Source organism: Pseudemcibacter aquimaris (genome assembly GCF_028869115.1).
Taxonomy (GTDB): domain Bacteria; phylum Pseudomonadota; class Alphaproteobacteria; order Sphingomonadales; family Emcibacteraceae; genus Pseudemcibacter; species Pseudemcibacter aquimaris.
In genome coordinates this window covers 2,012,761-2,034,244 of sequence record NZ_CP079800.1, presented here as the reverse complement: position 1 = coordinate 2,034,244, position 21,484 = coordinate 2,012,761, and the positions used below count along the sequence as shown (strand labels likewise).

Below are 21,484 nucleotides of genomic sequence, written 5' to 3'. Positions count from 1 at the left end.
GTAAATGTAATTAACTTTAACAACCTAAATCAAAGAGGGTTTCAAAATGGGATTTCGTCCATTACACGATCGCGTACTTGTACGTCGCGTTGAAAATGAAATTAAAACAGCTGGTGGAATTATCATTCCTGATACAGCACAAGAAAAACCAAGTGAAGGTGAAGTTGTTGCCGTTGGTAATGGCGTAAAGGGCAATGACGGTTCTGTTGCTGCGCTTGACGTTAAAGCGGGCGACAAAGTGCTTTTCGGTAAATGGTCAGGCACAGAAATCAAGGTTGACGGTGAAGAGCTGTTGATCATGAAAGAAGCTGACATTCTTGGCATTATTGAATAAGAAATTTTAAGAGGAATATATAATTATGGCTGCTAAAGACGTAAAATTCGGATCAGACGCACGTGCACGTATCGTTGCTGGTGTTGATATCCTTGCAAACGCTGTAAAAGTAACACTTGGTCCAAAAGGCCGTAACGTACTTCTACAAAAATCATTCGGCGCACCACGTATCACGAAAGACGGTGTATCTGTTGCAAAAGAAATCGAACTAAAAGACGTTTATGAAAACATGGGCGCACAAATGGTTCGTGAAGTGGCATCACGCACAAACGACGTTGCGGGTGACGGTACAACTACTGCAACTGTTCTTGGTCAAGCACTTGTTCGTGAAGGTTTCAAATCTGTTGCTGCAGGAATGAACCCAATGGACCTACGTCGTGGTATTGATCTTGCTGTTTCAAAAGTAAGCGCATCACTTAAAGAGCGTTCAAACCCAATTTCAACATCTGAAGAAGTTGCGCAAGTTGGCTCAATTTCAGCAAACGGTGAAACTGAAATCGGTGACATGATTGCAAACGCAATGGAAAAAGTTGGTAAAGAAGGCGTTATCACAGTTGAAGAAGCTAAAGGTCTGGATTCAGAGCTTGACGTTGTTGAAGGTATGCAGTTCGATCGCGGTTACCTTTCACCATACTTCATCACAAATGCTGAAAAGATGTCTGTGGAACTTGAAAACCCATACATCCTTCTTCACGAAGCTAAACTTTCAAACCTACAATCAATGCTTCCACTTCTTGAAGCTGCTGCACAATCAGGTCGTCCGCTACTTATCATCGCGGAAGACGTTGAAGGTGAAGCACTTGCTGCGCTTGTTGTGAACAAGCTACGTGGCGGTCTTAAGATTGCTGCGATTAAAGCGCCTGGTTTCGGTGATCGCCGTAAAGCAATGCTTGAAGACATCGCGATCCTAACAGGTGGTCAGGTTATTTCTGAAGATCTTGGTATCAAGCTTGAGACAGTAACACTTGATATGCTTGGTACTGCTAAAGGCGTTAACATCACGAAAGAAGACACAGTGGTTGTTGACGGTGCTGGCGAAAAAGGTGACATCGAAGCACGTTGCGCACAAATCCGTGCACAAGTTGAAGCAACGTCATCTGATTACGACAAAGAAAAACTTCAAGAGCGTCTTGCAAAACTTTCTGGCGGTGTTGCCGTTATTAAAGTTGGCGGTGCAACAGAGATCGAAGTTAAAGAACGTAAAGACCGAGTTGATGATGCGCTTCACGCAACACGCGCAGCTGTTGAAGAAGGTATCGTACCAGGTGGTGGCTCTGCGCTTCTTTACTCAACACGTGTACTTGAAGGCCTAGAAGGCGAGAACGCTGATCAAACAGTTGGTGTTAATATCGTTCGCCGTGCACTAGAAGCACCAGTTCGTCAGATCGCTGAGAACGCTGGTAAAGACGGTGCGGTTATCGCTGGTAAGATGATCGAACAGGATGACAATTCATTCGGTTACGACGCACAAGGCGAAGAATATAAGAACCTAGTAGAAGCTGGTATTATCGACCCGACTAAGGTTGTTCGTACTGCGCTTGAAGATGCTGCATCAGTTGCCGGTCTATTGATCACGACCGAAGCAATGGTTGCTGATATCCCATCTGATGATGCTGGACCTGCAATGCCTGATATGGGCGGCATGGGCGGCATGGGTGGAATGGGCGGTATGGGCGGTTTCTAAACCCCTATATAATACAGCACTTTACATCTATTACTTAATGTACTATATAAAGGTCAGGGTATTTCCCTGGCCTTTTTTCATGCAATGGTTAACGTTGTCTTAATTTGGCTTTAATTAAATTGTAAACATTTTGGTATAAAAAAAAGATAAGGCGATTCCCATTATGGATAGCCCATGCTTTTAAGAGAAAAGACATGAATAAATGTACCGATATATATAGTGTAGAATACTATCTGCAGGCGGCAGGCAAGCCACGTGCAGCGAAGACTTTTTCAAAAAAGCTGTTAAAAAAGCAAAAGAATTTCAAAATTCTTGTTAGAGATGATGTTAAAGATAGCGTCTATCTCGTTGATGCTTAACGCTAATTTATAGTTTTACACCCATTCTACCGGCGAGGTCCTGAATAAATTGAAAGGCCACGCGACCTGATCTTGCGCCTCTGGTTCTTGACCATGTGAGTGCTTCTGCGTGTGCGTCATCGCGGTCATACTTGATGCCGAAATGATCAAGGTATCCGTCAATCATCTTAAGATAATCATCCTGATTACAGCTATGGAAACCAAGCCATAGGCCGAAACGATCGGATAGGGATACTTTTTCCTCTATCGCTTCTGATGGGTTAATGGCTGTGCCGCGTTCATTTTCCATCATATCACGGGGCATAAGATGGCGACGGTTTGATGTAGCATAAAAAATCACATTCTTTGGTCTGCCTTCGATGCCGCCTTCGAGTACGGCTTTTAATGATTTATAGTTACCATCATCATGATCAAACGACAGATCATCACAAAATAAAATACACTGACGACCACTGTCGCGAATGATTTCAAGTAGTCGTGGTAGGCTTGGGATATCTTCACGGTGAATTTCAATAAGCGCTAAATTGCCCACCTTCGCATGCAGTGCTTTCACAAGGGAACTTTTACCCATGCCGCGAGCCCCCCACAGTAGGGCATTATTGGCCGCATACCCGTTTGCGAATTGTTCCGTGTTTTTAAGCAGAATATCACGAACATGATCAATCCCCTGAAGCAGGTTAAAATCAACGCGGCTGACATTATGAATAGGGTCAAGGCGGTCGGGATCAGCATGCCAAACAAATGCATCTGCGCCATCAAGCGTAGGTTTAACGCTATCATTCGGTGCAAGACGTTCAAGGGCATCCGCTATTCTGTTTAGGGTTTTATCGTTAATTTCTGCCATATTGATCCCAATCTATAATTTTATCGGCTTTAACCTTGTTTTTAACGCGCCATACGCTTATATCCAATAGATAATTTTTTATAAATATAAAAGGAATATCGAAATGTTTATTTCTGAAGCATATGCACAAACAGCCGGGGGTGGTGATGGTGGCCTTATGGGGTTATTACTATTTGTACTAATTTTTGTTGTTTTTTACTTTTTGCTCATCCGTCCGCAGCAAAAACGCGCTAAAGAACATCAAGCCATGGTCGGCGCCTTGAAACGCGGTGACAAAGTGGTTACATCAGGTGGTATCGTTGGTAAAGTCAGCAAGGTTGTAGATGACAATCATGTTGAAGTTGAAATCGCAACTGATGTTAAAGTTAAAATCGTTCGCTCAACAATCGGGCAGGTTATTGACAAAACTCAACCGGCCAACGACGATAAAAAATAAACATTTATTGGATTAAACGATGCTTGATTTTCCAAGATGGAAGGTAATTTCAATTGCGCTATTTTCCCTTATCGGGGTGATGCTTGCGGTGCCGAATTTTCTTTCTGATGAACAAATCGAAAATTTACCGGGCTTTATGCCATCAAGTCAGGTGACACTTGGTCTTGACCTTCAGGGTGGTGCGCATTTCTTGATGGAAGTGGACACAGCCGGTGTTATTTCAAACATGCTTCTTGACCGTGGACAATCCATCCGTGATCTATTAAGTGATGAAAGAATTCGTCATCGTTACCGTGTAAACGGCGATCGTTTGATCTTTACCCTTACCAATCCGGAAGACCGTGTCCGTGCACTTGAAATTATTCAAGGGACAGTGACACAGGTTGGTATTGACCTGATGACCGGCGCAAGTTCCCCAGATATTGAAATCGCAGAGGGAACAGGCGCGGTAATTAATATCAATATGTCTGAAGGTGCGATTGAAGAAAAGAAAATCCAATCTGTTGAACAGTCAATTGAGGTTATCCGCCGCCGTATTGATGGCACAGGTACCAAGGAACCGACCATTCAACAAAATGGCCTTGACCGCATTTTGATCCAATTGCCAGGTGTTGAAGATACAACTTATTTCAAAAATATCTTAAGTGAAACGGCACAAATGAACTTTCATCTGACCAATCTTACGGTTAGTCAGGAAGATATTAATCGTGGCCGTGTGCCGCCACGCACAACCATTTACCCATCCCTTGAAAAAGATGAAAATGGCGCACCACTTTTCCAATATGCGATCCGTGATGAAGTGATGGTTTCCGGTGAAGATCTTGTGAACGCCAGTTATTCCACAGATGAAAATGGTCGCCCGGCTGTCAGTATCAATTTCAATTCAAAAGGCGGGAAACAGTTTGCCGATGCGACGCGCGCCAATGTGGGTAAACCATTTGCCATCGTTCTTGATAACGAAGTGATCAGTGCGCCGAACATTAATTCAGCCATCCTTGGTGGATCGGCGATCATTATGGGTAGTTTCACTGTGGAAGAAGCAAATGACCTGGCATTGCTGCTTCGTGCGGGTGCGCTTCCTGCGCCGCTCAATTTGCTTGAGGAACGTACCGTTGGGCCGGGCCTTGGTGCGGATAGTGTGGCGGCAGGTCAAATTGCCTCTCTTATCGGACTTGCGGCCGTGATGATTTATATTGTCTTAAGTTACGGTTTCTTTGGTGTTATTGCCAATGTGGCCTTGATTATCAATATCTTCATGATTTTTGGTGTGTTGTCCTTATTTGGCGCTACGCTGACGCTGCCGGGAATTGCCGGTATCGTTCTGACGATCGGTATGGCGGTTGACGCCAACGTGCTTATTTTTGAACGTATCCGCGAAGAACTGCGTCGTGGTAAAAATGTATTATCGTGTATTGATGTGGGTTATAGCCGTGCGTTTAGCACCATTATGGATGCGAACGTAACGACGCTTATTGCGGCACTTATTCTGTTCCAATTTGGATCAGGCCCGGTGAAGGGGTTTGCGGTGACACTTGCCGCGGGTATCTTTACATCCGTCTTCACAGCGGTCAGCCTTTCACGTTTGTTCATTGTAACCTGGGCACGTAAGAAAAAGCCCGCCAGTTTGAAGCTTTAAGGGAAGGGTATTTGATATGTTACTTAAATTAGTCCCACAAGACACAAATATTCCTTTCGTTAATTTCAGAAAAATTGCTTATGTTTTTTCTGTTTTGATGATTGTTGCATCAATTGGTTTATTTTTCACAAAAGAACTTAACTTCGGTATCGATTTTAAAGGTGGGTTTCTTATTGAAGCACATCTGGATAAAACTGCTGACCTTGCGCATATCAGGGGGTTAACAGGTGATTTGGATCTGGGCGATGTTTCCATTCAAACCTTTGGTGCGGATAATCAAATTTTGATCCGTATTGAAGAACACGAAACAATGTCCCTGAACGAAGTTGTTAATCTTGTTCAATCGACATTGGAAGCTGGTGTTGATGACAATATTGTTTTCCAACGTACTGAATCAGTAGGTAGCGTAGTATCAGGAGAGCTTATCCAATCCGGTATTATGTCGGTTGGTTTGGCGATTGGTGCCGTGCTTTTCTATATCTGGATCAGATTTGAATGGCAATTTGGCCTTGGGGCGGTAATTGCGCTGGTTCATGATATTATTTTGACAATTGGTATGTTTGCTTTAACGCAATTGGAATTTAACCTTTCTATTATTGCGGCGATCCTCACCATTGTTGGTTACTCGCTTAACGATACGGTGGTTGTGTATGACCGCATCCGTGAAAATTTACGCAAATACCGTAAGAAAGAAATGCCGGAACTGATTAATTTTAGTCTTAATGAAACATTGGCCCGTACGGTGATGACATCTGTGACGACCTTAATCGCTCTTGCTTCACTATATTTCCTTGGCGGTGAAGCGATTAGAGGATTCACAGCGGCGATGATCTGGGGTATTTTCGTTGGTACTTATTCATCTGTATTCATTGCGTCACCAGTATTACTCTGGTTTGAAATTCGCCGTGAAGAGGAAGAAGAGATGACCAAAGACGGAAAAGAAATCATTCCGGAACAATTCAGATAATGGAATTTTCAGAAATTAAATCTGGTGAAGAAGCCTTCATTGCCGGTTATGGTAATGGGGGCTTTCGTATGGGGGATAGCCGCTTTGAAGGAAGTATGCTGATCACACCAAAAGGATTTTACCCATGGGATGTGACATCAAAAGAAGACATCACCGTAGAAAGCTTAGAAAAAATTATCGAATTTAAAGACGAGATTGAAATGCTGATCATCGGCATGGGCGAAGGGATGGCATTCTTACCGAAAGAGGTTCGCCTTGGGTTAAAGGAAAAAGGCATCGTTCCTGAAATGATGGACACGGGCGCCGCCGCGCGTACCTATAACGTGTTACTATCCGAAGGGCGCCGTGTTACGGCCGCGCTGATTGCCGTTTAATAAAAACTATCATTTGACAGTGACGGTATTGTAAGACATTCTTTCCAAAAATTATAACTATAGGAAGGGGGAATTATGTCTCTGTGTTATCATCAAACATTTTCTGTGTTTAATGCGCTATCTGATGGTGTGCGTGTAATGAAAAATGAATTTCAGTTTTTTGGTGTTCTAGTTGTTCTTTATGCACTGCTTGCATCGCTTCCTTATATTTTGTTTTATCAAAATGTGGATTTAAGCGATCCAGCAGAGGTACTTGAATTTATACAAAATGGTGATGTTCCATTTGTAGCAATTTATGCATTTTATTATATTTTATATGCAATTTTTATCATCATAACGCTCGATAAAACACATGCATCATTCCACGATATTTCATTTAGCGAATACCCATATATATCCCGGGCAATTAAGGCGGTTATCCCTGTCATCGGATTATATATCCTTTCGATGATTTTAACCGTACTTGGGTTATTATTATTAATTATTCCAGGGATTATTGTGATGCTGACGCTTTATCTATCTATTCCGGCAAAGCTCGCAGAAAATATCGGAATACTTGCTGCCCTTGATAGAAGTAAAGACCTGACCAAAGGGAATCGCTGGGCAATATTGGGCACTGTCCTTGTGCCAGTAATTCCAATGGTGGTTGTGTCCTTATTACTTATGACTATTTTGCTTGGTGATCTGCAGGCAACAGGAGATGTATCCCCGTTATTCCAATTCCTAAATGCACTAGTAAGTAGCTTGTTTGCCGTTTATTTTGTTGTTGTCATGGGGGTGATTTACCAACAAATTGTCGCTGAGCGAAAATTCATGGCGGATGAAAGTTATTAATTTAAAAGCCGGGCTAGTTATAGCCCGGCTTTATTCGTTTTAATTAGACCACTTAATTTGAACGAAGTGCATGAACCGGATTGGCGCGGGCGATTTTTAGGGCGTGACCAATTACGACACCCCACGCAATCAATAACGTGATACCGCCAGCGAATAAAAAGTAAGCGAGGCTGATATCAATCCGGTAAGCGAACGTGCTAAGCCATTCTTCCATATTCAGATAAGCAACAGGCCAGGCAATGATGTTGGCAATTAGCACTGGTTTTGAAAACTGAATAATAAGCAGTTTTACGATATCCAGTACCGTTGCCCCCAATACCTTGCGAATGCCAATTTCACGGGTGCGGCTTTCGGCGACGAATGCGGCAAGGCCGTATAATCCAATGCTTGAAATGAATATTGATAGCAATGAGAATGTCGCGAAAATTTTCGTGCGGCGCGTTTCATCGATATAGAGCGCATCATAAACATCTGTCGTCAGGTTAGAAATAAGTGGCACATCTGGAAGAACTTGACCCCAAACTCGTTCAAGACGCTGGCCCATTTCACCGTTATAGGCATCATTTAAATGAACGGTGATGAAATCAAGCCCTGCTTCGGTTGCGAAGTAAACTTGTGGGGTAGGTGTTTGACGGGTTGATTCCGTATGCAGATCATTAACCACGCCAACAATTGTAATATCGATTGGGCGGTCATTTGCCGCGCGGATGACTTTACCGATTGCATCATCTGCATTTTCATAACCGGCAAGTTTAACCAGTCCTTCGTTAACAACGGCGCTACGGGTGATAGGTAGATTGTCATTTTCCGGAATGGTTTCAAAATCACCGATGAAATCATTTGAAAATAAACGACCTGCGACCGGTATCACGCCATATGTTTTAAGAAAATCTGCATCCATATACATGGTTTGGATGTTTACGGGTTCGGCATTATTACTTTCCGGCAATAAAAAATTCGCGAAATTACCATATTGATTTGGGAAACTATCCGATGAAATACCGACCGATTTTACACCGGGAATATTGGCGATTTGTTCTTTCAATAATTTGGATGCAGGGGCAACCTGATTAAACCCAGAACCAGAAAGAACAATTCTGTTTTCTTTTTCAAATCCGGCGTCGATATTTTGCGAATAAAGCGTCTGCGCATAAATAATCAATGTTGAAATGATAAGCCCGATTGAAATGGTAAACTGAACAACGAGTAATATATGACGCAGTTTTGTTGAACCGGGGATATCGGATTTATTGGCAAGCAGGATTTTTGCCGGTCTAAAGGATGATGAAACAAATGCAGGATAAAAACCGGCACATATTCCAACAAATAAACTAAACCCGAGTAAGGTGATGGCTTCAAGTGGGTTACTTAACGGGTAAAGGGTAATATTTTTTCCTAAGAAATCATTATAAAGTGGCAACAACATTTCCACCACTGCAACGCCAATAATCATGGCGATGAAGCTTGTTAATATAGTCTCACCAAGGAACTGGGCAATAAGCTGTTTTCGATTTGCACCCATGACTTTGCGGATTGATACTTCTTTTGCTTTTTTAATGGCTTGTGCGGATGCAAGGTTGGTGAAATTGATGCTCGCCATGATTAAAATCAAGATGGCGATCATTGAAAATGTATTTACCGTTTTAATATCACCGCCTGGTTTAAGGGGGCGCAGTGCCGTGGATTTTAAATGAATATCCGCAACGTTGATCATGCTGAATGTAAAACGCGGTGTTTTGTCAGCGTCATTATTTGCTGTAATCGGTAGTGTTCTTGTAAAGCTCGCGAAATTATTTTGAAAGCTCGTAATGTCCGCCGTTTCATTAAATTTCACATATGTGTGATTGGTTAATGAATTCCAGTCTTCTGTAACCCATGGCCAGTTCACATATCTTGATGGATCGAGAAGGGCAATGAAAGTTGAATTTAGATGGCTATTTGATGGGATATCGTCAAAAACAGCAACGACCTGATAATCAATGCGACTGGCGCTTGGGGAATGATTAATATCCAATATTTGGCCAATTGGATTTTCAGTGCCAAAATATTTTGTGGCCATAGATTTACTTATTGCGATGTTGTTGCTGTTTGATAGCACGGCGTCGCTAGCTCCCATGTTAAAAGGGATATTGAAAATATCAAAGAAGCCCTGGTCAACATAATGCACGGTTTCATTAAATTGTGACGTTCCGCGGCGAACCGAGGTTTCATTGGGGTAAACGCGAACAGCGTGTTCGATTTCATTTTCAAAACGGGTATTTAATTCTGGTGCCATCCGACCGGGGGTATAGGCAACCTTAACCGGTGCGCCGCCCGGCGGGGTTGCGGTTGCTTCTAATTTATAAATACGGTTGTGACCCGTTAACCATTTATCATATCCCAATTCATCACGCACAAATAATGCGATCAGGATCACAATGCTTAAGGCAACAGAAAGCCCGATGACGTTAATCAGGAAATATTGTTTATCTTTTAATATGCCGCGTAAGGCCGTTTTGAAATAATGGTTTAACATGCTCGTTCCAGTTTTGATAAATATACTTCCCGAATAACAGCAAATATTATGCCAGAATGAAAATGATGAATTTTCAATGGGTTATGAAAATGCATATGTGGCAACTGTTCATTTTCGGACATCATTGTGTTCGTTATTGAACATCTGGGCGGTTCAAAGCTGTAATATTTCTATCGAATTATTCTTATCAATCACGAAAACAGAATTGGTTGGTAATTTCCGCCAGTTTTCACGTACCTTGCTAAGAGGTTCGCTGGCAAAGATAACAGCGTCATCGGTTTCTGAATAATAAAGCGATGGTGCCGCATCAATTTTACCACATGTTGCACGGGTCAGAATAATATTTTCCCCGTCCGTCATGGCGAAATTGAGCATAGAATGGGCGGTGATTTCAAGTTCACTTAATGCATGACGCAGATTTTCAATCATCAACATCATATTGGCGCCTAATGTGTCCGCAGATGCGTTTTTATCAAGCCCGATTTGATTTAAGAAGTATGCGAAACTAAATTCGCTATCGGTATTGCCCTCAATTAAATTAAAGGCATCATCGGAAAGGTCTTTCATTAATCTGCGTCTGATTAATTTAAATGAATTGATAAATCCATTATGCATCCAAAGATAATTACCATATCTGAAGGGATGGCAATTTAATTCCGTGACCGGCATGCCAATGGTCGCGTCCCTGACATGGGCAAAAAAGCATGATGTGACAATTTTTTCAGATAGGCGTCTTAAATTTCTGTTGCTCCATGCCGGTTCAATGCTGGTGAAAACACCGGGTTCAGGATCACTATGTTCCGGATACCATCCAAGGCCAAAACCATCACCGTTAACAGGTTTGATGCTTTCTTTTGCGTCGATTGATTGGACAATAAGGGAATTTTCGGATCTGATTAAAAGATCCGCGACAGTAATAGGATTTCCTTTGTAACCAACAAAGCGGCACATGTCATATTCCTTTCATATAAAAAGAATAAAGCAAAAGCATGAATAAAGATTTAAGGCGGTTTTTGGGGGAACGTATCGGCCTTCTTCAGACTCGCTATTTTACAAATTAAATATTATAGTAACAAAAAATAAAGTTTTATAAATTTATAGTAGTCATATCAGGTAAGTAATATTCGAGTGTACGACCCATGAACAATGTCATTAAAAAGAGGATGAATAACATTAGGTATTTGTTCCTAATATTTATTATGACCGTTTTTCCTGTTTCAATTATGGCGCAGGACGCAGAGGATGATACGAATATTGTCGGTTTAACCGATGCTGAAAAAGCATGGATTGCAGAGCACCCCGTTTTAAGACTGACCAACCAGATGGACTGGCCGCCATTTGATTTTGTCCTTGGCGGTGAACCCGCGGGATATTCCATTGATTATATTAATTTACTTGCTGAAAAAATTGGTGTGCGCATTGAATTTACCAATGGCTATTCATGGGAAGAATTAAGCGGTAAAGTCGCAAATAAAGAACTCGATATCCTTCATAGTGTCGTTAGATCACCTGAACGGGAAGAATTTCTTGAATTTACCGAGGCTTATATTGCCTTACCGATGGTGTATTTCGGCCGCGCTGGATCCGATCCGATTAATTCTATAAATGATTTATCCGACAAAAGAATTGGCGTGATCGAGGATTTCGCCCATTTTGATATTTATAAACGCGATTATCCCGATTTTAATTTGGTTATTCAGGAAAATATTAAAGAGGCACTCGTCGCGCTTTCCGCCGGTGAAATTGATGTTTTTTCAGTAACGCTGCCGATTGCTAATTATGCAATTACCAAAAATTTTATTCCGGGACTTGCTGTTCTTGGGCGCGATCATTTACCGGAATTTGCATCAAACATTGAATTAAGATTTGGTGTGCGCAAAGACTGGCCGGAACTTGTTCCAATCCTGGAAAAAGGGATGGCGGCCATTTCATCACAAGAACTTCAGGATTTATCGAACAGGTGGCAACAAGAATATGAATTAAACCCTGAACTTGAATTAACCGCAGAAGAACGCAATTGGCTTGCGAATAATCCGGTTGTGCAGGTTGTTGCGGATCCGTTTATCGTGCCGCTGGAACTTATTGATGAAAACGGTAATATTTCGGGTATTTCCGGGGCATATCTGGATAATATTGCAGAAAAATTAAATGTAACATTTCAGTGGGCTGGAAATAAAGATTGGCCAGAGGGAATGGCAAAAGTTGAAGCAGGCGAAGCAGACGTGCTTTCGGCGATTGTATCAACGCCGGAACGTAGACGTTTTCTTGAGTTTACGGATTCATATATATCGCTTAACAATGTGATTTTCGCACTTGATGAGGGTGAATTTTTTGGCAATATGAATGGCTTAAACGGCAGGACAATTGCGCAACTTAAAGATTTTTCAGTTACCGAATTTATCAAGCAGGATTACCCTAATATCAATATAATAGAGGTGGATACAATTGGTGAGGCCTTGTCGCTTGTATCAAACGGAAGTGCTGATGCATATATCGGTGACCTTACAACCACATCATATTATATGGCCGCAGAAGGGTATGCAGGACTTGTTGTTGCGGGTGATGCACCATATCAAACGGCAATTTCAATGGGAATTAGAAATGAATTGCCATTACTAGCCAGTTCCATGCAAAAGGCAATCATTTCCATGACGGAAATTGAGAAAATCGAAATCAGCAGAAATTGGATGGCGTTGCGTGTTGAGGTGAGTCAGAATAATGAATTGATCTATAGAATTATTGCAATATCAGCGATTGCGTTACTTGCAATTTTATCATGGGTGATGATTTTGCGTCGTGAAATTGCCAGAAGAAAAGAAACAGAAAAAAAACTGATCATTTCCCAAAGACAGGCTCACAAGGCCAATCAGGCGAAATCAACATTTCTCGCGAATATCAGTCATGAATTAAGAACCCCGTTAAATGCAATCATTGGGTTTTCCGACGTGATGAAATCCGAAGTATACGGCGCCATTCCACAACTGAAATATAGAGAATATCTTGAAGATATTCACAGCAGCGGTAACCATTTGGCCGATGTAATTAAGGATTTGCTTGATCTATCGAAAATTGAAGCCGGTAAAATGCAACTGGCCGAGGTGGATTTTGATATCAAAGCTTGCATTAACGAAACTGTGAAAATGATACAGGGCGCGGCAGATGCAAAAGAAATTAAAATTAACAATCAATTAGCTGGTATTGAAGAACCATTTATTTTTTATGGCGATAAGCAAGCATGTAAGCGGATCTTTATCAATTTGCTGTCTAATGCGGTTAAATTCACCAAAAATGGTGGTGATATCACGATTACGGCGGAATTGAATGATGAAGTTGGCAGAATTGAAATCAAGGATACGGGTATTGGTATCCCGGAAGACCGCATTGAACATGTGTTAACCCCATTCGGGCAAATTCAGGATGACCATGAATTAAACGAAGAGGGCACAGGGCTAGGGCTGGCCATCGTGACCCAACTTGTTACCATGCATAACTGTCGTTTTAGACTTGAAAGTGAAGTTGGTGTTGGCACCACAGCCATTATCGAACTTGATATGGACAGGATTTCTTAAAGGCAATAAAAAGCCGGACTTAAAAAAGCCCGGCTTTTTTGAATTCATTATTTCCAAAAATTACATGATTGGGTTTTGAGCCGAAATCATTGATGCAAGCATTGGAATTGAAAGCATTGTGTTTGTGCGGCTGAATAGCATCGCTTTGCGTGCTGCTGCCGGTTTTGCTTCTGCTGGTGCATCAACAATGCCAAGTGCGATTTTCTGATTTGGCCAAATAACGAACCAAACGTTGAACCACATGATTGTACCAAACCACATGCCAAAGCCAATATTAGGCATTTTCAGTGTGTAAGCATCAACCAGATAGCCATTAAACATGGCAAGGAAGATACCAAATACAAGTGTTGCCATCGCAGCCCAGCGGAACCAGAATAGTGCCTCAGGTGCGATTACTTTACCAATTGCCGGTTTTTGATCATCCGGAATTTTCGGCATGCTTGGAATTTGTACAAAGTTAAAATAATAAAGCAGACCAATCCAAAGAATGCCGCTTAATACATGCATATAACGAATTATAAATAATACTGTTTCATCCATAGTGTGCCTCCTTACATATTGTCCATCATGTCAGAAACGGCCTTTTCCGGCGCGCTCATCTGACTGTCATAAATTGCTTCAGTAGCGAAAATCATCACGATTGTAATGACAACTCCCGCTGCGATGGTAAGTGGCAGTGATTCTAGGATTTTAGCCATTTGATACCCTCTCCGTTGTTTTAATAATTATTTGTCCCTTGCTCGGGTTTACCCTGTTCATTTTTAGAACGGTGCTAAATTTAACAGTAAATTAACCTTAGGTCAAAATGTCTCTTATTTTTTAAAATAATTAGATGGTATTTTTCAGTCATTTAGGTGGTAAACGAATAAAATAATGGGTATAAAACCAAACATGGCTGAACTTGAAACATACTGTGCAAAACAGATTAAACAATATGATTACGACCGCTTTTTGGTGACACTTTTTGCACCAGCAGACGTTCGTGAGGACTTGTTTGCGCTTTATGCCTTTAACCACGAGGTCGCAAAAATCCGTGAGGCGGTATCAGAACCAATGCTTGGTGAAATAAGGCTTCAATGGTGGCGGGAATCTATCGATGGCATTTATGACGATAACCCCAGAAACCATGAAGTTGTGTTGCCACTATCCGCCGCCATTAAACGCAGCGGCATTGCAAAAGACAGATTTATGGCGATCATTGATGCAAGGCAGGCCGATATTTATGACGAAAATCCGAAAACGGTTTCGGAATTCGAAGAATATCTTGGTAATACGTCGGGAAATCTAATGCGTCTTGCGGCGCTGATGATCGGGGAACGTGATGAAAAGGTGCTTGAGCTATCCTATGATCTTGGTATGGTTTGGGGGCTTGTGGGCACGTTACGGGCCATTCGTTACCATATTTCCATGAATAAATTATCATTCCCACAGGATGCGATGGATAGCTTTGGTGTTAAAAAGAATGATATTTTCGCCGCAGAGAAAAATGAAAATCTTTCCAAAATGATCGAAAGCTTCTGCATGTCCGCAACCGGATATCTTGATCAAATCGCGAATGAAAAGGGAAGGCTTTCCAAAGAAACCAAAAGCATATTCCTGCTCGGCGCATTAAGCCGCAGTTATTTGAATATGTTTAAAGCAGCAGGTTATAACCCGTTTGAAATCAATGAAAAGGCGAGTACGTTTCAACGCCAATGTCGTTTGTTTTTTAGTGCGCTGTTGGGTCGGATATAAAACCATAAAAAATTGTCACCCTCGGACTTGATCCGAGGGTCTCGAGATACTCGGAACAAGTCCGAGTATGACTGAAGTGGGAGCATTAAGAATTTAACCAAACCTCTAACGCATCAAGCGCCCGTTTTGATTTAAGCGGTTTTCTGAACTTGCGTTTAATCTTGACCATACGGCCATCAACCATATGTTTCTTTTCTTCAAGCGGCGGCATAATACCGAAATTCACATTCATTGGTTGGAATGTTTTGGCGGTGCCGGCCCCTTCGATGTGGCCGCCGGTGATGTGATTGATCAGCGCGCCAAAGCCGGTAACGATTGGCGGGGCGGTGATTTCTTCGCCCAAGGTTTCCGCCGCCAGGAAACGGCCCGCCATAATGCCCATGGCGCCGCTTTCCACATATCCTTCAACGCCTGTGATTTGTCCGGCAAACCTTATGCGCGGCATTGATTTTAATCGTAATTGATCATCAAGCAGTTTCGGGCTGTTGATAAATGTATTTCGGTGAAGGCCGCCAAGCCGGGCGAACTCCGCATTTTCAAGGCCAGGTATTTTCTTAAAGATTTCCTTTTGGAATTTATATTTCATCTTAGTCTGGAACCCGACCATATTATAAAGGGTACCAAGCTTATTATCCTGACGCAGTTGCACAACCGCATAAGGGCGTTCATCAGAATGCGGATTGGTCAGGCCAACAGGTTTCATTGGCCCGTGGGCAAGCGTTTCCTTACCACGTTCAGCCATGACCTCGATGGGCATACAGCCTTCAAAAAACGGGATATCCTGTTCCCAATCTTTATAATCCGATTTTTCAGCGTCGGTAATTTCATCAATGAATGTGTAATATTGATCTTTGGTCATCGGCAGATTGATATAATCCGCGCCATCCCCCTTGTCATAACGGCTCTGGAACCATGCCTTATCGAAATCAATGCTTTCTTTATAAATAATCGGCGCAATCGCATCAAAAAACTGCAATTCATCAACACCCGTGATATCAAGCACAGCTTTCGCGAGCGCGTCAGAGGTGAGGGGGCCAGTGGCAATAATCACATTGCCCCATTCCGTTGGTGGTATGGTGTCCACTTCACCACGTTCGAGTGTGAATAATGGATGAGCCAGTAATTTCGATTGAACATATTCACTAAAACCGTCACGGTCGACGGCAAGGGCGCTTCCGGCGGGGACTTTGGTTGCCTCTGCGGCTTCCATCATCAATGAACCAAGGCGTCGCATTTCCTCATGCAGCAGTCCAACCGCATTATTTTCCATATCATCTGATCTAAAGCTATTGGAACAAACCAGCTCCGCAAGGCCATCTGTTGAATGTGCGTTGGTGGTTTTAACACCACGCATTTCGTGCAGGATCACAGGAATATCACGCTGTAACAATTGCCACGCTGCCTCAGTCCCGGCCATGCCGCCGCCAATAATATGTATAGGTTTAATGCTCATATTTCCATCCATCAAAATCGTGAGCGGCTTTTAGCACTTTTTTTATGAGGGAGGAATAGAAAAATGTCCCACAAAATGAAACACCTGCACTTGGGCAAATGCAGGCGTATCAAAATGGAGTAAGTTGAGTATTATGGTATTACAGTTTTGGGCATCTGTAATATTGTAACTATCAACCAAGAAGGTTAACAAAAGGTTAACGAATGTGATAATTTTATAAAATATTTGCCAAATATTGACCTGTATAGCTGTTTTTGACCTTTGCGACGTCTTCTGGCGTGCCTTCGGCGATGATTTGGCCGCCACCACTGCCCCCTTCTGGGCCGATATCGAGAATCCAATCAGCGGTTTTAATCACATCCAGATTATGTTCAATAATGATCACCGTATTGCCCTTGTCGACAAGCGCTTGTATGACCTCTAGCAATTTTTTGATGTCTTCAAAATGAAGGCCGGTTGTCGGTTCATCAAGGATATAAAGCGTGCGTCCCGTGGACCGTTTCGATAGTTCCTTGGAAAGCTTAACGCGCTGCGCTTCACCGCCCGATAGGGTGGTGGCCGCTTGGCCGATTTTGATATAATCAAGGCCCACTTTCTGCATCATTTTAATCTTGTCACGCACGCTCGGGATCGCGGAGAAAAATTCAAGACCATCTTCCACGGTCATATCAAGGACATCGGAAATCGATTTCCCTTTAAATTTTATCTCAAGCGTTTCACGGTTATATCGTTTGCCTTCGCAAACATCGCATTTCACATACACATCAGGTAAGAAATGCATTTCGATCTTGATGACGCCGTCGCCTTGGCATGCCTCACAGCGGCCGCCTTTAACGTTAAAGGAAAAACGGCCCGGTTTATAACCGCGTGACTTTGCCTCTGGCAGTCCGGCGAACCAGTCACGGATCGGGGTAAAGGCGCCCGTGTATGTGGCCGGGTTTGAACGCGGTGTGCGGCCAATGGGGGATTGATCGATTTCAACGATTTTATCGATAAACTCTAACCCAGTGATGTCCTCATGTTTTCCAGGGACAACGCGGCTGCGGTTAATTTTCCGCGCGACCGCCTTATATAATGTATCAATGGTAAGCGTCGATTTACCGGAACCGGAAACCCCCGTGATACAAGTCATGACGCCAAGCGGGAATTTCGCGGTAACATTTTTAAGGTTATTACCCGTTGCGCCCTTAACCACGATTTCTTTTCGTTTTTTGCCAGCCATATGGCCTTTACGGCGTTCGGACGGAACGGCGATCGATAGCTCCCCGCTTAAATATTTACCCGTCAGGCTCTTTTTCGACTTCATGATTTGTTTTGGCGTGCCTTGGGCGACGACCTCACCGCCATGAACGCCAGCACCCGGGCCCATATCAATGACATGGTCGGCGGTCATGATCGCTTCTTCGTCATGTTCCACCACCAGCACTGTATTACCCATATCGCGCAGGTTCGATAATGTTTGTAATAACCGGTCATTATCGCGTTGATGAAGGCCGATTGACGGTTCATCAAGCACGTATAAAACACCCGTTAAGCCGGAACCGATCTGGCTAGCGAGGCGAATACGCTGGCTTTCGCCGCCGGAAAGGGTGCCTGATGTGCGGCTAAGGTTCAGATATTCAAGGCCGACATTATTTAAGAAACCAAGACGTTCTGTTATTTCTTTAAGCACACGGCTGGCAATTTCATTATCTTTATCGGACAGCTTGTCCGAAAGATTTGTGAACCATTCCAATGATTTACGCACCGAAAGTTCGGTGATTTCGCTAATGTGTTTACCGTCGATTTTGACCGCTAAGGCTTCTTGCTTTAATCGGTGGCCATCACAGGCATCACAGGTGGTCGATGATTGATATTTCGCAAGCTCTTCACGCATCATATTACTGTCGGTTTCCCGCCAGCGACGTTTGATGTTGCCAATCACCCCTTCGAAGGTTTTCTTGACCTTATAATCTTTGATGTTGTCACTGTTATAGGAAATCTCGATTTCTTCATCACCGCTACCGAACAGCAGGACATCCTGATGCTTTTTGGAAAGCTTATTCCATGGTGTGTTGGTTTTAAATCTATAATGTTTAGCAATACTTTCAAGCGTTTGCGCGTAATATGGCGAATTGGATTTGCCCCACGGCGCAAGTGCCCCTTCGGTTAACGCCAGCGACTTATCCGGCACAACAAGTTCAGGATCAAAATATAATTTTTCACCAAGTCCGTCACAGGTCGGGCAGGCGCCAAACGGGTTATTAAAAGAAAATAGCCTTGGTTCGATTTCCTCAATTGTAAAGCCGGAAACGGGGCATGCGAATTTAGCGGAAAATAAAATGCGTTCCCCTTCCGCGCCGTCCTTTGTCGCTTCTTCAACAACCGCGAGGCCATCTGTTAAATTAAGCGCGGTTTCCATACTATCGGCGAGGCGGGTTTCTAACCCTTCACGCACCACAAGGCGGTCCACCACAACTTCGATATCATGTTTGATTTTCTTATTTAAATCGGGAACATCTTCGATTTCGTAAAATTCACCGTCGACCTTAACCCGTTGAAAACCTGCCTTTAACAGTTCCATGAATTCTTTTCTATATTCGCCCTTACGTCCCCGTACAATGGGCGCGAGCAGGAATAAACGCGTGCCTTCCTCCAGCTCCATTACACGGTCTACCATCTGACTAACCGTCTGGCTGGTGATTGGAAGACCCGTCGTGGGGGAATAAGGAACACCAATGCGCGCATATAATAAACGCATGTAATCGTAAACTTCGGTCACCGTGCCGACGGTGGAACGCGGGTTGCGGGACGTGGTTTTTTGTTCAATGGAAATGGCGGGCGATAGTCCCTCAATATGATCGGCGTCCGGCTTTTGCATCATTTCAAGGAATTGGCGCGCATAGGCAGAAAGGCTTTCCACGTATCTGCGTTGCCCTTCGGCATAAATGGTATCAAACGCCAGTGACGATTTACCCGAACCCGAAAGACCGGTTATCACCACCAGTTTGTCACGGGGAATGTCCACATCGACGGATTTAAGGTTATGTTCTTTTGCCCCGCGCACGGAAATTTTGGTGAGCATCTTTTCGACCCTATTTAATTCTATTAATCCCGAATTTAAGGGATTCTCTCAATATGTAAAGTTCTTATTTTGTTCTTTTTTAAAATATGTTATAAAATGCGTAAAAAAGAGCTTTGTCAAAGACGCATTTCTGTCTATGGTGAAGCATATTAGATTCGAAATTTATAAGAAAGGCACATCATGGCGGGGAGCGTAAATAAAGTAATTCTGGTGGGTAATTTGGGACGTGATCCTGAAATCAGGCACACCAATGACGGTTCACCAATTGCGCAATTAAGCATTGCCACATCCGATAGCTGGAAAGACCGCGCCACTGGCGAACGTCGTGAACGCACAGAATGGCACCGTGTGGTGATTTTTAACGAAAATCTTTGTAAAATCGCGGAACAATATCTGCGTAAAGGATCAAAGGTTTACGTGGAAGGCGCACTTCAAACCCGTAAGTGGACGGACCAAAGCGGCGTTGAAAAATACACGACAGAAATCGTACTGCAACGCTTTAACGGTGTGCTAACCATGCTTGACGGCCGTAACGAAGGCGGCGGCTTTGGTGGCGGCGACAATGGCGGCTTTAACCAAGACAGCGGCGGATTCGGTGGTGGATCTGGCGGCGGAATGGGCGGCGGCGGTTCTGCCCCGGCAAGCGGCGGCAGCGATTTCGACGACGACATTCCGTTCTAGGATAGAATAAATAAGAGCCTCGGTTACGCCGGGGCTTTTTTATTATGGGGCATATTATTGAAGAAAGGTTTTTATAATGGGATCAGGATCAACAAGACCAAACACAGCCGACGATAAAATGATCGCCGCGTTAGAGCGCGGTGACCAAGGAAAATTCACCGACAGAAAACCACCCAAGATTAAAGAAAACAGGCTGATGAAAGAAAAACAAGCCCGCGCCGACGAAGCTCGCAACAAAGCCAACAAATTAAAAGCTTTAAGACTTGCCGCCGAAGCAGAGGCGAAAGCGAAGAAGAAGTAAAGTATAATACAACGTTTTATTGGGGATATCATGGGTGTGTCATCGCAAAATATTATGACCTTTGGAGTGTCTAATGCAAGAGCTGTCTTTAGCATCATAATTTGGTCATTCTTATCAATAGTACTATCTATGTTTTTATTTGAGATTTGGAGCGAAGCTGCCTCAAAAGCTATATATTCAACGTTATTTTTTCACGTTATTGTAACTTTAGTTGCATTAGTAAAGATCATAGATTTTTTAAGGGGAAGACCAAAACTTATTATTAATGATAAAGGTTTGGTATACAAATTTACTTTTAGAGAGTTATTTTGCCCTTGGGATGATGTGGGTCCTTTTTCTGTTGGTGTACAAAGAATATTTTTCAATAAATTTGTTTATATATGCGCTTATAAAAGAGAAAATTATGAAGTATTAAAAAGGCATAGCAGTTTAAATAAAGCAGGCTTATTTAATGCTGATATACAATTATTGGTGAAAGATCTTGATGATGGGAAAAATGAGAAACGGGCAAATTCACTCGTTAATCACATTAATAGGTATCGAGAACTATATCACTCACCTGTAAGAAATGATTTGTATATTCCAAATGAGAGTAAGAAGAGAATTATTCGTGGAAAAATAATAATGCAGATTGCTTCTGTAGCTGTAATAATTTTGATGATGGCGTTGTATGTTTTTGCTAAAATATATTGGTGAATA

20 protein-coding genes are annotated in these 21,484 nt (G+C 42.8%); 13 read left to right on the top strand and 7 right to left on the bottom strand.

Annotation, left to right across the window (positions count from 1 at the left end; all coding sequences use genetic code 11):
• Positions 1–46: 46 nt before the first annotated feature.
• From groES to KW060_RS09645, 3 genes are all read left to right on the top strand, one after another.
• Positions 47–334, top strand: coding sequence for a co-chaperone GroES (groES, locus tag KW060_RS09655; RefSeq protein WP_249034621.1), 288 nt, complete (start codon positions 47–49; stop codon positions 332–334).
• Between the two features lie 25 nt (positions 335–359).
• Positions 360–2,018, top strand: a complete 1,659-nt coding sequence (gene groL, locus KW060_RS09650) for a chaperonin GroEL (protein ID WP_249034620.1) — start codon at positions 360–362, stop codon at positions 2,016–2,018.
• A gap of 194 nt (positions 2,019–2,212) precedes the next feature.
• Positions 2,213–2,377, top strand: a complete 165-nt coding sequence (locus KW060_RS09645) for a hypothetical protein (protein ID WP_249034619.1) — start codon at positions 2,213–2,215, stop codon at positions 2,375–2,377.
• Between the two features lie 7 nt (positions 2,378–2,384).
• Here KW060_RS09645 and KW060_RS09640 read toward each other — a convergent pair whose 3' ends face one another.
• Positions 2,385–3,221 (bottom strand): ATP-binding protein, encoded by an 837-nt coding sequence (locus KW060_RS09640; protein ID WP_249034618.1) that lies wholly within the window; start codon positions 3,219–3,221, stop codon positions 2,385–2,387.
• A gap of 103 nt (positions 3,222–3,324) precedes the next feature.
• On the opposite strand from KW060_RS09640, the gene yajC reads away from it, so the two are divergent.
• The 5 genes from yajC (at position 3,325) to KW060_RS09615 (ending at position 7,468) form a co-directional block, all read left to right on the top strand.
• Positions 3,325–3,657, top strand: coding sequence for a preprotein translocase subunit YajC (gene yajC / locus KW060_RS09635; protein WP_249034617.1), 333 nt, complete (start codon positions 3,325–3,327; stop codon positions 3,655–3,657).
• A 19-nt stretch (positions 3,658–3,676) separates the two neighbouring features.
• A complete protein-coding gene (gene secD / locus KW060_RS09630) occupies positions 3,677–5,293 on the top strand; it encodes a protein translocase subunit SecD (RefSeq protein ID WP_249034616.1) in 1,617 nt (538 codons plus the stop codon).
• A 16-nt stretch (positions 5,294–5,309) separates the two neighbouring features.
• Complete coding sequence (gene secF, locus KW060_RS09625) at positions 5,310–6,260, top strand: protein translocase subunit SecF (protein ID WP_249034615.1); 951 nt, start codon at positions 5,310–5,312, stop codon at positions 6,258–6,260.
• On the top strand, positions 6,260–6,634 hold the full coding sequence (locus KW060_RS09620) for an Mth938-like domain-containing protein (RefSeq protein ID WP_249034614.1): 375 nt from the start codon (positions 6,260–6,262) through the stop codon (positions 6,632–6,634). Before secF ends, KW060_RS09620 begins: the two co-directional genes overlap by 1 nt.
• Positions 6,635–6,709: 75 nt before the next feature.
• Positions 6,710–7,468 carry a hypothetical protein gene (locus tag KW060_RS09615; RefSeq protein WP_249034613.1) on the top strand — a complete coding sequence of 253 codons (759 nt, stop codon included), beginning with the start codon at positions 6,710–6,712 and terminating at the stop codon, positions 7,466–7,468.
• Between the two features lie 52 nt (positions 7,469–7,520).
• On the opposite strand, the gene KW060_RS09610 is transcribed toward KW060_RS09615, so the two are convergent.
• Both KW060_RS09610 and KW060_RS09605 read right to left on the bottom strand, forming a co-directional pair.
• Complete coding sequence (locus tag KW060_RS09610; protein WP_249034612.1) at positions 7,521–9,983, bottom strand: ABC transporter permease; 2,463 nt, start codon at positions 9,981–9,983, stop codon at positions 7,521–7,523.
• A 153-nt stretch (positions 9,984–10,136) separates the two neighbouring features.
• The gene (locus tag KW060_RS09605; protein WP_249034611.1) at positions 10,137–10,934 is read right to left on the bottom strand and encodes a class II glutamine amidotransferase; all 798 of its coding nucleotides are present in this window, start codon (positions 10,932–10,934) and stop codon (positions 10,137–10,139) included.
• Between the two features lie 248 nt (positions 10,935–11,182).
• On the opposite strand from KW060_RS09605, the gene KW060_RS09600 reads away from it, so the two are divergent.
• Positions 11,183–13,552, top strand: a complete 2,370-nt coding sequence (locus tag KW060_RS09600; RefSeq protein ID WP_249034610.1) for a transporter substrate-binding domain-containing protein — start codon at positions 11,183–11,185, stop codon at positions 13,550–13,552.
• A gap of 60 nt (positions 13,553–13,612) precedes the next feature.
• On the opposite strand, the gene KW060_RS09595 is transcribed toward KW060_RS09600, so the two are convergent.
• Together KW060_RS09595 and KW060_RS09590 are read right to left on the bottom strand one after the other, a co-directional pair.
• Positions 13,613–14,092, bottom strand: coding sequence for a urate hydroxylase PuuD (locus KW060_RS09595; RefSeq protein ID WP_249034609.1), 480 nt, complete (start codon positions 14,090–14,092; stop codon positions 13,613–13,615).
• A gap of 11 nt (positions 14,093–14,103) precedes the next feature.
• Complete coding sequence (locus KW060_RS09590; protein WP_249034608.1) at positions 14,104–14,250, bottom strand: hypothetical protein; 147 nt, start codon at positions 14,248–14,250, stop codon at positions 14,104–14,106.
• Between the two features lie 175 nt (positions 14,251–14,425).
• Here KW060_RS09590 and KW060_RS09585 point away from each other — a divergent pair, with 175 nt between their 5' ends.
• Positions 14,426–15,286 (top strand): phytoene/squalene synthase family protein, encoded by an 861-nt coding sequence (locus tag KW060_RS09585; RefSeq protein ID WP_249034607.1) that lies wholly within the window; start codon positions 14,426–14,428, stop codon positions 15,284–15,286.
• Positions 15,287–15,371: 85 nt separating this feature from the next.
• On the opposite strand, the gene trmFO is transcribed toward KW060_RS09585, so the two are convergent.
• Both trmFO and uvrA read right to left on the bottom strand, forming a co-directional pair.
• Positions 15,372–16,739 (bottom strand): methylenetetrahydrofolate--tRNA-(uracil(54)-C(5))-methyltransferase (FADH(2)-oxidizing) TrmFO, encoded by a 1,368-nt coding sequence (gene trmFO / locus KW060_RS09580; RefSeq protein WP_249034598.1) that lies wholly within the window; start codon positions 16,737–16,739, stop codon positions 15,372–15,374.
• Positions 16,740–16,953: 214 nt separating this feature from the next.
• On the bottom strand, positions 16,954–19,803 hold the full coding sequence (gene uvrA / locus KW060_RS09575; protein ID WP_249034597.1) for an excinuclease ABC subunit UvrA: 2,850 nt from the start codon (positions 19,801–19,803) through the stop codon (positions 16,954–16,956).
• Between the two features lie 180 nt (positions 19,804–19,983).
• On the opposite strand from uvrA, the gene KW060_RS09570 reads away from it, so the two are divergent.
• The 3 genes from KW060_RS09570 (at position 19,984) to KW060_RS09560 (ending at position 21,481) form a co-directional block, all read left to right on the top strand.
• A complete protein-coding gene (locus KW060_RS09570) occupies positions 19,984–20,484 on the top strand; it encodes a single-stranded DNA-binding protein (protein WP_249034596.1) in 501 nt (166 codons plus the stop codon).
• Positions 20,485–20,560: 76 nt separating this feature from the next.
• Positions 20,561–20,785 carry a hypothetical protein gene (locus KW060_RS09565; protein WP_249034595.1) on the top strand — a complete coding sequence of 75 codons (225 nt, stop codon included), beginning with the start codon at positions 20,561–20,563 and terminating at the stop codon, positions 20,783–20,785.
• Between the two features lie 30 nt (positions 20,786–20,815).
• A complete protein-coding gene (locus tag KW060_RS09560; RefSeq protein ID WP_249034594.1) occupies positions 20,816–21,481 on the top strand; it encodes a hypothetical protein in 666 nt (221 codons plus the stop codon).
• The last annotated feature ends 3 nt before the right edge of the window (positions 21,482–21,484 follow it).

What these genes read in the sequence shown, in the direction of transcription:
- groES (WP_249034621.1), top strand. Translation starts at nt 47, where the DNA reads ATGGGATTTCGTCCATTACACGATCGCGTACTTGTACGTCGCGTTGAA.
- groL (WP_249034620.1), top strand. Translation starts at nt 360, where the DNA reads ATGGCTGCTAAAGACGTAAAATTCGGATCAGACGCACGTGCACGTATC.
- KW060_RS09645 (WP_249034619.1), top strand. Translation starts at nt 2,213, where the DNA reads ATGAATAAATGTACCGATATATATAGTGTAGAATACTATCTGCAGGCG.
- KW060_RS09640 (WP_249034618.1), bottom strand. Translation starts at nt 3,221, where the DNA reads ATGGCAGAAATTAACGATAAAACCCTAAACAGAATAGCGGATGCCCTT.
- yajC (WP_249034617.1), top strand. Translation starts at nt 3,325, where the DNA reads ATGTTTATTTCTGAAGCATATGCACAAACAGCCGGGGGTGGTGATGGT.
- secD (WP_249034616.1), top strand. Translation starts at nt 3,677, where the DNA reads ATGCTTGATTTTCCAAGATGGAAGGTAATTTCAATTGCGCTATTTTCC.
- secF (WP_249034615.1), top strand. Translation starts at nt 5,310, where the DNA reads ATGTTACTTAAATTAGTCCCACAAGACACAAATATTCCTTTCGTTAAT.
- KW060_RS09620 (WP_249034614.1), top strand. Translation starts at nt 6,260, where the DNA reads ATGGAATTTTCAGAAATTAAATCTGGTGAAGAAGCCTTCATTGCCGGT.
- KW060_RS09615 (WP_249034613.1), top strand. Translation starts at nt 6,710, where the DNA reads ATGTCTCTGTGTTATCATCAAACATTTTCTGTGTTTAATGCGCTATCT.
- KW060_RS09610 (WP_249034612.1), bottom strand. Translation starts at nt 9,983, where the DNA reads ATGTTAAACCATTATTTCAAAACGGCCTTACGCGGCATATTAAAAGAT.
- KW060_RS09605 (WP_249034611.1), bottom strand. Translation starts at nt 10,934, where the DNA reads ATGTGCCGCTTTGTTGGTTACAAAGGAAATCCTATTACTGTCGCGGAT.
- KW060_RS09600 (WP_249034610.1), top strand. Translation starts at nt 11,183, where the DNA reads ATGACCGTTTTTCCTGTTTCAATTATGGCGCAGGACGCAGAGGATGAT.
- KW060_RS09595 (WP_249034609.1), bottom strand. Translation starts at nt 14,092, where the DNA reads ATGGATGAAACAGTATTATTTATAATTCGTTATATGCATGTATTAAGC.
- KW060_RS09590 (WP_249034608.1), bottom strand. Translation starts at nt 14,250, where the DNA reads ATGGCTAAAATCCTAGAATCACTGCCACTTACCATCGCAGCGGGAGTT.
- KW060_RS09585 (WP_249034607.1), top strand. Translation starts at nt 14,426, where the DNA reads ATGGGTATAAAACCAAACATGGCTGAACTTGAAACATACTGTGCAAAA.
- trmFO (WP_249034598.1), bottom strand. Translation starts at nt 16,739, where the DNA reads ATGAGCATTAAACCTATACATATTATTGGCGGCGGCATGGCCGGGACT.
- uvrA (WP_249034597.1), bottom strand. Translation starts at nt 19,803, where the DNA reads ATGCTCACCAAAATTTCCGTGCGCGGGGCAAAAGAACATAACCTTAAA.
- KW060_RS09570 (WP_249034596.1), top strand. Translation starts at nt 19,984, where the DNA reads ATGGCGGGGAGCGTAAATAAAGTAATTCTGGTGGGTAATTTGGGACGT.
- KW060_RS09565 (WP_249034595.1), top strand. Translation starts at nt 20,561, where the DNA reads ATGGGATCAGGATCAACAAGACCAAACACAGCCGACGATAAAATGATC.
- KW060_RS09560 (WP_249034594.1), top strand. Translation starts at nt 20,816, where the DNA reads ATGGGTGTGTCATCGCAAAATATTATGACCTTTGGAGTGTCTAATGCA.